A 12,219-nucleotide genomic window follows, 5' to 3' on the forward strand; every position below is an offset into this window, starting at 1 on the left:
AACAATGTAAACAATAATCACATTTTAGTTAACAATATAATTGCAATACATCAGAGATTTGATTTATGCTTATATTAAGATTTTACGACGAATTTGGAGTGATACAACATGTGTACAGGATTTTCATTTTTCACAAAAAATGGCCACCATTACTTAGCACGCACGATGGATTTTGCATTTGAATTTAATGGCATACCTATTGGCGTACCACGAAACTATCATTATCAATTTGACTTAGAACCCGCTTCAAAATTAAGTTACGGATTTTTAGGTACCGGTGTAAAAGTTGGACGTTACCGTTTCGGAGATGGCATTAACGAATATGGACTTGCTGTATCTAATCATTATTTCACCGGAGAAGCTACTTATTCAGCTGACAAAAAAGAAGGTTATTTTAATTTAGCCCCTGAAGAATTTATCGTATGGGTGTTAGCTTACGTCAAAGATATTGCAGATTTAAAATATAAAGTTAAACGACTCAATATCGTTAATATTAAAAATCCAACATTAAATGTTGTGCCTCCGTTACATTTTCTTATAACAGATGCGCATGGTAATACTGTAACGATTGAACCACACGACGGTCTACTAGTCGTCAAAGACAATCACGTTAATGTGTTAACGAATATGCCTAACTTAGAATGGCAAATTGAAAATTTACGTAACTATGCTTTTCTAACACCTGAAAAGAACACTCAAAAAATAATGGGCAAAGTGCTAATACGCCCAATTGGAGTTGAAGCTGGCACAAAAGGGTTACCTGGAGGTTATACATCACCTGAAAGATTCGTACGTGCAGCGTATCTACGTAACCATATGATTGATGCGAACGATGAAACATTAAACCTAACGAATTGCTTTAAAATTTTAGACGCTGTGAGTATACCTAGAGGTGCAGTGTTAGACGCCGGAGAAACACATTACACGCAATATCAACTCATTATGGAAAGCAAGACGAAGTCTTACTATATTAAACCTTATTATAGTAGTGATGTATTTCAAGTCACTTTAAATAATGACATCTTAAATGCCAATGATTTAACTTATTATGCGTTAAACAATACCTTTTCGACTGTGCAATTAAATACTTAAACTATCTCAAGCTCTATTTAACACATTATACTTTGCATATCTAACAAAAGTGATATGATATATTTAAAAGAATTTTGTGGGAGTGAATTTATTTATGGCATTAAAAAAAACATTAACAATTGCCGGTTCTGACACTAGTGCTGGTGCTGGAATGCAAGCTGACTTAAAAACTTTTCAAGAGTTACAAACATATGGCATTGTAGCTTTAACTTCAATTGTAACGATGGATAAAGAAACATGGTCACACGATGTAACACCAATTCCATTTGACGTTTTTGAAAAGCAATTAGAAACAGCAATTTCTATCGGACCTGATGCAGTCAAAACAGGTATGCTAGGTACTGAAGAAGTTATCAAACGTGCTGGAGAAGCATTTGAAGAATCAGGTGCTGATTATTTTGTCGTAGACCCTGTTATGGTTTGTAAAGGTGAAGATGAAGTCTTAAATCCAGGTAATACAGATGCAATGATTAAATACCTATTACCCAAAGCAACCGTTGTAACACCTAATTTATTTGAAGCGGGTCAATTATCTAATTTAGGTAAATTAACTACGATAGACGATATGAAAAAAGCTGCTAAAATCATTCATGAACAAGGCGCTAGTCATGTAATTATTAAAGGCGGTAAAGCATTAGATCAAGAAAAATCATACGATTTATATTTTGATGGCCAAAATTACTATCAATTAACTACAGCCATGTTCCAACAAAGTTACAACCATGGTGCGGGCTGTACTTTCGCAGCGGCTACTACTGCTTATTTAGCCAATGGTAAATCACCTAAAGAAGCAGTTATTGCTGCCAAAGCGTTCGTTGCTTCAGCTATTAAAAATGGTTGGAAAATGAATGACTTTGTTGGTCCAGTTGATCATGGCGCATATAATCGCGTAGAACAAATAGACGTCGAAGTAACAGAAGTTTAAATGATTCAATAAAAACGACCCTAGGACAGAAATATTCTAGAAAGTAAAAAAACAGTGGAAATTCATTAGTAAAATTGAATTTCCACTGTTTTTCATTTTTAAAGTCTTTTTGGTAGCTCTTAGCGCTACCATTTTTCTTATATTTGTTGACATTAAGGCAATTCCAAGTTCGCGTTTTACTTTGGATTTTCCTCGTAATGACATACGAGTGAAACCCAAAATAGCCTTCAAATATCCGAAAACGGGTTCAATATCTATCTTTCTTTGTTTATAGATTTTTTCAGTTTCAGGATTTGAAAGCAAATTTTGTATCATATATTTGAAGTATTCCCACACGTTATTTTTCATAATTTTTATTTGTAGATTGGTATGCATTTTTTCTACAAGTATAAAACAAGTATAAAATTGGAAATTTGTAACGATTTTGTAAAGTGCTGACACCTAAGGGAATGGTATGAGTGAGAGACTACAGGCTCGAGCCATACTATCCTAAATCAAGGCAAGCATGCACGAACAAAATCGTAGATTATAAAAATAGCACCTCATTTTTACTGAATGAATCAATAGAATGAGGTGTTATTTAATTTGAGTTAGGAATTATGTCCCCAACTCGTTTTTATTATGCTTCTTCTACTGCAATTGCCTCTTTAATGTATGATTCCGCATCTGCTAGGCGTTGAAGTTCTATTTCGTCTAACTTCATAGCAAAACGTTTTTCAACACCTTGGTTACTTATTAATGTAGGCATACCTAATCCTACATTGTACTTATCATATTCACCTTCTAACATTGAAGTCACCGGTAAAATTGCACGTTGATTTAATACAACAGTATTAACTAATTCGACTGTAGCACGTGAAATAGCAGTATTCGTCCACCCTTTATTATGTAAAACATCAAAAGCTACTTTATCGACAACACTACTTATCGCTTCTTTATCTATTGGTTCACAATCATAAAGTGCTTCAAACTCTTCGACTGTCATACCAGCAATACGTACACGACTCCATATAGGTACAGCGTGCTTACCATGTTCACCTATTACGAAGGCCTCCACGCTTTTAGGATCAATATTATAATGGTTAGCAATTAATTTTCTAAAGCGAGCACTTTCTAACAATGTTCCTGTGCCTAATATTTTATGCTTAGGATAATTTGAAGTTGTAGTAGCAATATATGTCATAGCATCTACAGGATTAGTAATAAAAATAATGATAGCATCATGTGTAACTTGTTCGATACGTGACATAATATCTTTTACAATTGTTTTATTATTACGTGCCAAGCTAGTACGATCTACAATTGACGCGTCCATTGGCGTACTTGCCGTTACTACGATGATATGCGCGTCTGCCAAATCTTTATAATCTCCGACATGTACATCAATACTATTCGTTGAAGTTAAACCTTGCATATGTTGATGGTCTAACACCTCACCTTTAAGTAATTTTTCGTTACTATCAATAACCGTTATTTCAGAAAATTGATTCATGTATTGAATATCTGTCAAAAATTGACTTCCTACTTTGCCAATACCAATGATACCTAATTTCATATTATCGCCCCTTGTCGTACTATTTTCACTTTATATATTCACCTTACATTAATCATTACGCCACACTCAAAAAATTGAATCATATAGTTTTCCACTCACTATATAGGTCTTGCGATATAGAAGTTATATCTCCTTAGGACCGAATAAAAGTTGATACCGTAGACTCATGTATTTTCATTACACATGCTTTATTATATTTAACATAGAGCAGCAAAGGAGGGAATGTTTCAATAGTTAGTTATTTATCTCAATATCCTATTGTTTAAACCATTTAACACTTGTTACAAAATAGCTCTATAAGCAAGAGATAAAATACCGGTCGAAAGTCTGATATCAATTTGATACCCCAGACTCATGTAATTATAAAGTAATTAACTTATTATAATACATGTAGAGAGCAAAGGAGGAACGCAACATGATTATCTACAAACAAGCTTTTGAAAATGGTAACCCTATTTGCGAAATAATTACTAAAACTTTTAAAACAATAACTGTGAAATTTGATGAGAATTTTAGTAATTCAGAACTATATAGGTTACTCTCTCTACTTGAAAGCGACGTTGATAACATGAATCTTAGTTATTAACTCAAAGCATCTATAGAACACACATAAGTTATACCCATAAGAACAACCTTAAACATTTGAACATGAAATTAACTCCCCCTAAGAATGATTTGTATTAAAGTATATTTATAAGTTGTCCCCTTACAAATGATACTTTTCGTTACAAAAACCCTAATTAACTCACCTATATAGAGCGACGTTATGTTAGTCAAAGATTGTCCCCTTTGATAACTTGGAGAGACCCCTCGAAGTTTACTAACTATAGCGTCGCTCTTTGTTATGCAGTATATCTTTCTTTTTTCTTACTTAAGCTAAACATCCATACACAAATAAATGTAATAAGTGCTAAAATCCCAAAAAGTATAAAACCATGATGCGTCAAGTCAAGCAAGTAACCACCTAACAGGGGTGCTACCAATCCACCAAAGTTTTGTAAGCCTGCCAAAGAATAATACGATCCTTTTAAACCTTCTTGAGAAAGCTCATCAATTCGTATGTCGAGCATTGTAAAGACAAACATTTCTCCTATAGTAAATATAAACATTGCCACAACGAGCATCACAATATGTGTCATCGTACCTAGTAGCAAAAGTCCAATAGGCAGTAATGTTCCTCCAATCATAACTGCATTTTTTGTAGGCACTTTATTGCCAATTTTATAAATAAAATACTGACAAGTTAACACTGTAATACCGTTTACCAAAACTAACTGTGCATATAAGCTTGAAGCAGTATGTGCATCATGTTCATGTGTGAAAAATTGAGGTAATAAGACAGTCATTTGATTGTAGCCAAAAGTGAAAAATATAGCACCTGCAATCAAATAGACAAAACTTATATTATTTTTAAATATATTAATGGACCGTTTAAATGATAATGATGTTGCTTGTTTAAAATGTGATAAATCGATATTAAATTTAGTGAAGGTGTACACAAATACTAAAATATTAATGCTATAGGCTAAAGCTACAGCGTAAAATAAGTTTGCATAGCCAATCACTTGCCATTGCGTAGATAATAAAGGTGCAAAAGCAGCAGCTAAATTAATTAAGTAGTAGCGTATATTAAAGACTAACTTCTTCTTATCTTCTGGAGATAAGATAGAGATTAAAGCTTTATATAACGGTACTGCTAATGATGTACCGACGCTTGAAAAAATTGAAAATGCAATAAAACCAATATAATTATGTATAAAAGGAAAGCTAGCAAAGCTAATTACACAAATTGATAAACCTATGTAGATAATTACTTTTTTATCATATTGGTCTAAAAATGGTGCTGCAATAAAACTCATAACCATTTTGGTAATGGCAACAACTGCCAAAATAGTCCCTACCGTAAAACCACTATAATGATATTGCGATACTAAATAAATAGACAAAAATGGAATGACTAAAAATTCTGTAAATTTTTGCAAAAAAGTAGCGATAAGTAAAGCATATATAGGCGGCGATAAATTGAGCATTTAATTCCCCCAACTATTCTATTTTTATATAATTGCCATCATATCATATTTATTATTTGCTGACACGAACACAAAAAACACTTAGCAACGATAACTGTTACTAAGTGTTAATAAATGTATTAAATTATACACGTTTATCTTTAATCCACCATAATGCTTTATTAGGATTTTCCGCATAATAATCAAATTCTTTTTGACTAGATACGTTCGGGTAAGATCCTTTTAACGATTTACCTGCTGTACTTACATGTAGTAAGCCTACAACTAGAATACCTACAATACTTACCGCTGTTAAATAGTAAGCAGGAGATAAAGGATCGCCTGTTTTAGCTACTAAACTAGAAGCTACTAATGGTGTCGTACCACCAAATATTGATACTGATACGTTAAATGTTACAGCTAACGTTCTATAACGAATATGTGTATAGAACATTGTTGGTAATGAACCTGGCATCGTTGCTTCATACGTAGATAAGAAGAAACCTAATATGAAAATACCGATAATAATAAATACAAGTGATTTAGTTTGGAATAATGAAAATGCTGTAGTACTTAAAACAGCTGTACCAATTAAACCAATTAAGAATACTTTTTTCTCACCGATTTTATCGGCTATTCTACCAAACATAAGTGCTAACGGTATCATAATAGCCATTACGATAGTAATTAATACTGATACTAAAGTATCATCTAATTTCACTACACCTTGTAAATATGAAGGTAAATATGAAGTTACCATATAGTTTGTACAGTTAAAGAATGCAACTGCTACGAAACAAACAATTATATCTTTATAATAATATCTGATAATCGTGAAGAAATGTATATTATCACGTTTAGGCGTAGATTCAATATCATTTTCGTACACTGGTGATTCTTCTAATTTTCTACGTAAATAGAAACCAAAGATACCTAAGAATAAGCCTAGAATAAATGGAATTCTCCATCCCCAACTAGCCATTTGCTCAGAACTTAAAACGAAAAATAATACACCACTTAATACTGACGCTGCAATATAACCAGATAGTGTACCTATTTCAAGTCCACAGCCTAATGAATTACGTTTTTTATCTGGTGAAGACTCGGCAACGTATACCATTGCACCAGCATATTCCCCACCTGTTGAAAACCCTTGTAAAACACGTCCTAATAATAATAATATAGGTGCCCATACACCAATTTGATCGTATGTAGGTAACAGTCCAATCAATAACGTGGAAAACGCCATCATTATAATTGTCGTTGTTAGTACTACTTTTCTACCGTATTTATCTCCAATTATACCGAAGATAATACCACCTACTGGTCTAAGTAGGAACGCAATTGCGAATGTAGCAAAAGTAAATATCAGTTTCAATTGGTCATTTTGAACTGAACTGAAAAAGTTTTGGCTTATGATGACTGCCAAGTAAGAATAAAGACCAAAGTCAAACCATTCCATGGCGTTACCAATTCCTGTCGCGAATACTGTTTTTTTCGCTTTTTTTGTTTCAACCATGTTTATATTGCTTTTATCAAAATCCATTGAACATGTCACTCCCTTAGCATGTTATAGTATTATACGTAATTAACTCATTTTGTCAAATAGCTAATTAACTTATTATTTTTCGAAAATTTATTTTCATACATTATTAAAAAATGTATTTATCTTTTAAAATAATTTTGAAACTAATTAATTTTCGAAAAACAACCGTACACAACTAACATGCTTCATTGTTCTTATTAAGAACAATTAACTTTACCACCCTGTCCGGATTTAAAACATTTATTTTACCGTCGTGACAGTTTTCGAAAGTTATTTCCTCTTTAATACTAATAGGGTTCACGTATTTAACTTCATAACATTTCCAGTCTAAATTTAGTTGCGAAAATATCAGTTCCACTACTAATTGCCCTGGAACAATTTTGTCATGTATTGGATTGTGATCATCGATAAGTGATAAATAATCATCTACAAATTGTTTAGTGATGTGTGTCATTTTTCACCTGCTTAATAAATGTTTGATTAATAGAAATGCATTTAAGGTTATTTTTATAAATTTCTAGTAAAAATACGTATCGTTTATAATGTTTGATATTTTTACAATCTATAATTGTCATTCGAGCAATATAATCTTGGTCGATTTTCAATTGCGCTATTTGTTCAATGTTTGTCTTAATTAACTTAATACTACTGTGGCGGAATTGCTGAAATAATTCAAATTGGCTCCATAATTTAGCACAATATAGTGGTGGCACTTCGTCATCTCCATATTGATTGCTACTAAATAATTGCTTATAGCTTGCGACGCTCGAACGTTGAAACTGAACTATTTTACTTTCGGTGCCATCTGTGGAAGAGTATTGCATTTCCCATGCCACCTCCTATCCCCATTGTGGCAATGCTTTTAATTGTATCTTTCATATAAAACAATCGTGTGACTAATGCTGCACCACTCGCACCATATGGGTGGCCAGAAGCAATTGCACCTCCCCATTGATTAAGTTGTTGCGCTGTAATATCTAATTGTTGTTTACATGCTAAAGCTTGAGAAGCAAATGCTTCATTTAATTCTACGGCGTCAATATCTTGCATAGTCATTTTATGTTTGTGTAACAATTGCGTCACAGTAGGAACCGGACCAATGCCTAATAATTTAGGATCTACTCCCATAATAGAGCTATCTATAAATTGTAAGCCTTCTTTAAAACCTAATTGTTGTGCTAATTGTGCTTCTATAACGAGTAATAACACTGCACCATCATTCTTCATACAACAATTGGCAGCACTAACGCTACCATTAGCTAACAACGGTTTAAAACGTCTTATTCTTTCATATGATAATTTTGGTTTAACACTTTCATCTCTCGCAAAAGATTTACCTTTTACTGTTATTGGTAGTATTTCCTGGGTAATTTGTTGTTTATCAACAGCTTTTATCGTTTTTTGATGGCTTTCATAGGCAAATTTATCTTGTTCTTCTTTTGTAATATTAAATTGCTGTGCTACATTTTCTGCCGCTTCAATCATTGAAGGGTCTTGATTTTCAGGCGCAAATGAAGCGCGTTCATAAAACAAAGGGAGTTCATTATCATAAACTGATTGAGGTCGTTTAATTTTCCATGGCGCTCTACTTGCACTTTCGACACCGCCAGCAATGAACACTTGCCCTGCTTCTGCCTGAATCATACGACAAGCTTGAATAATAGCTTCTAGACCTGAGCCACATTGTCGATCTATTGTGACGCCAGGAATACGATTATCCAAACCAGCTTCTAATAACGCTTTACGCGCAATATTACCTCCATTGCCAACGATATTCCCTAATATAACGTCATCAATTTTCGTCATAATATCCGGATATTGTACTTTGAAATGTTCAAATAAAGGTAATAACAATTGCTCAGGTTCAAGATGTTTTAACGATCCACCATATTTACCAAAAGCAGTCCGTTTAGCTGCTACTATTATGGGTTGTTTCATATATTAAATGTCCCTTCCTCATACTGTCTTTGCATTTCTTTTCTTGCAATCTTACCACTACTCGTATATAGCATCTTAGGTACTTTTACTATTTTGGATGGAATTTGATAACGAGAAAGCTTTGTCGCTAAAAATGCACGCATCTCTTTATAATCTATTTGTCTATCACCCGTATATAATAAAATAGCTAATTCACCAAATTTATAATGCTTTTGACCAATCACTAATACTTCATCTACTCCTTCAGTTAATGCCATCGCTCTCTCTATTTCTATAGGATAAACATTTTCCCCACCAATAATTATGCGATCATGTTCTCTTCCATGAAGGTATAAATAATTATCTTTATCGATAGAAGCGTAATCACCAATAGTAATCCATTCGTTACTATTAATTCTTTGTGGTACGTACCCACTAAAAGTCATATTACTTTTGATTGATAACAAGCCGATACCTCGTTCATCTTTATTAGTTATTGCTGTTGCCACATTAGGAAACAATTTACCTACCGAATGATTAGGCGCTTCATTATTATAATTGTAGCTAATATAGCTAGCTTCAGAAGACCCAAAGAATTCTATAATAATGGCATTTTCAAATTGCTGTCCAATCCTCATACGTAAATTGTGGTTGAATTTATCTCCTGTGCTGAACAAATGACTTAGTTGCGGTACTTTAACGTTTTGATGTGCTAGTTGTTGAATCATTGTTGGGACGCCAAAAAATGCAATGTCATTTTTCATTATGCACATATCTTGTAATAGTGTTGTAGCATTAAATTGTTGTTGACCAACAAAGGTTTTACCTATGTATAAGGCATAAATACACGCAAATAATGCCAACGAATGCGCTATGGGCCCTGGCGAAATGATAAAAGGTGGTACTTCTTTCATCATTAAATCATGTTGGTCATAAGACGCTAACCACGATTGCTCATTACGAAAGTACGCTTTAGGCAATCCAGTGGTCCCTGATGTAAAACCAATATGTAAAATATCCTCTAAATTTTGTGCCATAATATAATGATGTAACTGTGTTATTGTTTCATCGTTGTTAATTTCATAATTAATACCATACTGTTTATATAATTTATTTTTAGTTTCCTGCGGCCAGCGATAATCTATCACACATGGTATTGCATTTGATTGCAAAACTGCCAAATAGTAAATAATTAGCGTCAACGGGTTTTGAATATTTAATGCTACGGTAGCTTGCTGTTCAAGCTGTTGTAATTTGAAATGCTTTGCTGCTATTTCATCTTTTAACGCTTTATATGTTATTTGTTGTGCATCAATTTTAATTGCTATACGGTCACCATTTTTATGTGCATGCTGTTCAATGTGAGTTAATAATGTCATAAATTACACCTACAAAGTTATTTATTATTTTCAATTATAATATAGTGCTGGTAAGTTAGCGATTAAAGACACAATTCACATATACAGTAATTTACTTTTCGGCATCTACCGATTATACACTGTGGCACATAATTCCATACCAAACCTAAATTAATACATTTATTTGCTCTTTTTTGTCATTTAATACCTAATTCGAATTGTTAATTAACGCTATTTGGTGACTATTCCCATTTCTTAATTATAATTACACATAAACCATCTTAAAATTATAGTCCTCATTAATAAAAGCATGGACTTCATATAATTGTATTAAAAAAGCAATTCCTATTTAACTCAATAGAAATTGCTCTTAAGATTAGTTATGCCTTATGCATTCGTATCGATGCGTTATTCTAAATTAGCATGATTTTGTTGCATTGTGTTCTCGTCTACATTCAATGCTTCCATTAAATCTAAAACGATACTATCAAAGAAGATTTGTGTTGCTTGTTCGAATAAAGTACCTAATGGTTGCGCTGAGCCTTCCGCGTCATATTTCGTCCCTGCAGGTAACTCAATTACGGAACTAGCTAACTTACCAATTGGCGATTCTGGTTTAGTTGTTAATAACACAACTTGAGCATTTGTACTTTTGGCTTTTTCCGCTAAAATTTTCAAATGTTCAGTCGAACCTGAACCAGAAACGATAACAAATAAATCTTCTTCTGTAATGGAAGGTGTCGTTGACTCTCCTACGACATGTGCACGTTTGCCAAGTTGATTTAGTCGCATGGCAAAGCTATTAGCTACATATCCGGATCTACCTTTACCTGAAACAAAGACATTGTCAGCTGAGATCACTTGTTCTAAAAACGTCTTAGCTTCATTCTCTTTAATATTAGATAATGTGCGATCTAATTCATCCAACATTAATCTATAATTAGTAATTTCTGCCATCATTATCTACCATCAATCGCGTTTCGACATTGTTGCGCTGCTGCAACTGGATCATCAGCATTCGCAATACCGCCACCAACGACGATTAAATCAGGTTCTTCTTTAGCTACTTCTTCAATTGTGTCAGGTTTAATACCACCTGCTACGGCAAGTTTTGAATTAGTAATAACTGATTTAACTTTACGTAAACTATCTAATGGTGAAACACCTTCTGCTTGTAAGTCATAACCAGTGTGTACCATGATATAGTCTGCACCTAATGCGTCTAATTCTTTAGCGCGTTGTTCTAAATCTTGAACAGCAATCATATCAACTAATAATTCTTTATTGTTTTTATGCGCTTCTTCAACTGCGCCTTTGATTGAAGCATCTTCAGCTACGCCTAATATTGTAACTACATCAGCACCATATTTCACAGCTTGACTTACTTCATATCCTGCAGCATCCATAATTTTAAGGTCTGCTAATACCTTTACACCATCAATGTTATCGTCTAAATGTTGAACTGAAGGTAAACCTTCATTAATAACGATAGGTGTACCAATTTCTACGATATCAACGTAATCTTTTACTTTGTTAGCTAATTCTGTTGCTTCTTCTTTGTTTAATAAATCAATTGCTAATTGTAGTTCCATTCATATTCATCCTTTCAAAGCTATCAATTATACTGCTATTTTACGTGAATTAAACACGTTATACATACATGTTGCTCAAACTATTTCCTTTAATGGTTTACCCCATATAATTCGCATTAAACTAATAAGTCATTTTATAAATAAACAAGTGTCAGCTAACCTTTTCATTATATATACTAGTTATTCTTGTTAAAATCATGTATCATTGATATTCAAATTTGCATT

General features: G+C 33.1%; 12 protein-coding genes and 1 pseudogene. 3 read left to right on the top strand and 10 right to left on the bottom strand.

Features of this window, described 5'->3' with window-relative positions:
• Positions 1 to 108 precede the first annotated feature (108 nt).
• Complete coding sequence (locus RPL90_RS04625; RefSeq protein ID WP_313545986.1) at positions 109 to 1,092, top strand: choloylglycine hydrolase family protein; 984 nt, start codon at positions 109 to 111, stop codon at positions 1,090 to 1,092.
• A 94-nt stretch (positions 1,093 to 1,186) separates the two neighbouring features.
• On the top strand, positions 1,187 to 2,017 hold the full coding sequence (gene thiD / locus RPL90_RS04630) for a bifunctional hydroxymethylpyrimidine kinase/phosphomethylpyrimidine kinase (protein ID WP_313545988.1): 831 nt from the start codon (positions 1,187 to 1,189) through the stop codon (positions 2,015 to 2,017).
• A gap of 36 nt (positions 2,018 to 2,053) precedes the next feature.
• On the opposite strand, the pseudogene RPL90_RS04635 reads toward thiD, so the two are convergent.
• Positions 2,054 to 2,371: pseudogene (locus RPL90_RS04635) on the bottom strand (transposase); the annotation flags it as partial.
• Between the two features lie 265 nt (positions 2,372 to 2,636).
• On the bottom strand, positions 2,637 to 3,572 hold the full coding sequence (locus RPL90_RS04640) for a lactate/malate family dehydrogenase (protein WP_313545990.1): 936 nt from the start codon (positions 3,570 to 3,572) through the stop codon (positions 2,637 to 2,639).
• Between the two features lie 415 nt (positions 3,573 to 3,987).
• Here RPL90_RS04640 and vraX point away from each other — a divergent pair, with 415 nt between their 5' ends.
• Complete coding sequence (gene vraX, locus RPL90_RS04645; RefSeq protein ID WP_048792425.1) at positions 3,988 to 4,158, top strand: C1q-binding complement inhibitor VraX; 171 nt, start codon at positions 3,988 to 3,990, stop codon at positions 4,156 to 4,158.
• A gap of 256 nt (positions 4,159 to 4,414) precedes the next feature.
• Here the strand turns inward: vraX and RPL90_RS04650 are convergent, their stop codons facing one another.
• From RPL90_RS04650 to hxlA, 8 genes are all read right to left on the bottom strand, one after another.
• A complete protein-coding gene (locus RPL90_RS04650) occupies positions 4,415 to 5,602 on the bottom strand; it encodes an MFS transporter (protein ID WP_313545992.1) in 1,188 nt (395 codons plus the stop codon).
• A gap of 124 nt (positions 5,603 to 5,726) precedes the next feature.
• Positions 5,727 to 7,127 carry an MFS transporter gene (locus tag RPL90_RS04655; RefSeq protein WP_313545994.1) on the bottom strand — a complete coding sequence of 467 codons (1,401 nt, stop codon included), beginning with the start codon at positions 7,125 to 7,127 and terminating at the stop codon, positions 5,727 to 5,729.
• 175 nt (positions 7,128 to 7,302) lie between these two features.
• Complete coding sequence (locus RPL90_RS04660; protein ID WP_313545996.1) at positions 7,303 to 7,581, bottom strand: hypothetical protein; 279 nt, start codon at positions 7,579 to 7,581, stop codon at positions 7,303 to 7,305.
• Positions 7,565 to 7,951: a hypothetical protein gene (locus tag RPL90_RS04665; protein WP_313545997.1), complete on the bottom strand. Its 387-nt coding sequence runs from the start codon at positions 7,949 to 7,951 to the stop codon at positions 7,565 to 7,567. Before RPL90_RS04665 ends, RPL90_RS04660 begins: the two co-directional genes overlap by 17 nt.
• A complete protein-coding gene (locus RPL90_RS04670; protein ID WP_313545999.1) occupies positions 7,917 to 9,065 on the bottom strand; it encodes a thiolase family protein in 1,149 nt (382 codons plus the stop codon). Before RPL90_RS04670 ends, RPL90_RS04665 begins: the two co-directional genes overlap by 35 nt.
• Positions 9,062 to 10,423 carry an AMP-binding protein gene (locus RPL90_RS04675; RefSeq protein WP_313546001.1) on the bottom strand — a complete coding sequence of 454 codons (1,362 nt, stop codon included), beginning with the start codon at positions 10,421 to 10,423 and terminating at the stop codon, positions 9,062 to 9,064. The genes RPL90_RS04670 and RPL90_RS04675 overlap by 4 nt, the downstream gene beginning before the upstream one ends.
• 387 nt (positions 10,424 to 10,810) lie before the next feature.
• On the bottom strand, positions 10,811 to 11,359 hold the full coding sequence (gene hxlB, locus RPL90_RS04680; protein ID WP_313546066.1) for a 6-phospho-3-hexuloisomerase: 549 nt from the start codon (positions 11,357 to 11,359) through the stop codon (positions 10,811 to 10,813).
• Between the two features lie 2 nt (positions 11,360 to 11,361).
• Positions 11,362 to 11,994 (bottom strand): 3-hexulose-6-phosphate synthase, encoded by a 633-nt coding sequence (gene hxlA / locus RPL90_RS04685; protein WP_313546003.1) that lies wholly within the window; start codon positions 11,992 to 11,994, stop codon positions 11,362 to 11,364.
• Positions 11,995 to 12,219 lie beyond the last annotated feature (225 nt).

Origin of the sequence: Staphylococcus kloosii, assembly GCF_032139365.1 — a bacterium.
In the GTDB taxonomy this organism is placed as follows: Bacteria; Bacillota; Bacilli; order Staphylococcales; family Staphylococcaceae; genus Staphylococcus; species Staphylococcus kloosii_A.

Bases quoted from the DNA above. Each gene is read 5' to 3' on its own strand.
- RPL90_RS04660 (WP_313545996.1), bottom strand. From the start codon at position 7,581: ATGACACACATCACTAAACAATTTGTAGATGATTATTTATCACTTATC.
- RPL90_RS04640 (WP_313545990.1), bottom strand. From the start codon at position 3,572: ATGAAATTAGGTATCATTGGTATTGGCAAAGTAGGAAGTCAATTTTTG.
- vraX (WP_048792425.1), top strand. From the start codon at position 3,988: ATGATTATCTACAAACAAGCTTTTGAAAATGGTAACCCTATTTGCGAA.
- RPL90_RS04675 (WP_313546001.1), bottom strand. From the start codon at position 10,423: ATGACATTATTAACTCACATTGAACAGCATGCACATAAAAATGGTGAC.
- hxlA (WP_313546003.1), bottom strand. From the start codon at position 11,994: ATGGAACTACAATTAGCAATTGATTTATTAAACAAAGAAGAAGCAACA.
- RPL90_RS04655 (WP_313545994.1), bottom strand. From the start codon at position 7,127: ATGGATTTTGATAAAAGCAATATAAACATGGTTGAAACAAAAAAAGCG.
- hxlB (WP_313546066.1), bottom strand. From the start codon at position 11,359: ATGGCAGAAATTACTAATTATAGATTAATGTTGGATGAATTAGATCGC.
- RPL90_RS04625 (WP_313545986.1), top strand. From the start codon at position 109: ATGTGTACAGGATTTTCATTTTTCACAAAAAATGGCCACCATTACTTA.
- RPL90_RS04650 (WP_313545992.1), bottom strand. From the start codon at position 5,602: ATGCTCAATTTATCGCCGCCTATATATGCTTTACTTATCGCTACTTTT.
- RPL90_RS04670 (WP_313545999.1), bottom strand. From the start codon at position 9,065: ATGAAACAACCCATAATAGTAGCAGCTAAACGGACTGCTTTTGGTAAA.
- RPL90_RS04665 (WP_313545997.1), bottom strand. From the start codon at position 7,951: ATGCAATACTCTTCCACAGATGGCACCGAAAGTAAAATAGTTCAGTTT.
- thiD (WP_313545988.1), top strand. From the start codon at position 1,187: ATGGCATTAAAAAAAACATTAACAATTGCCGGTTCTGACACTAGTGCT.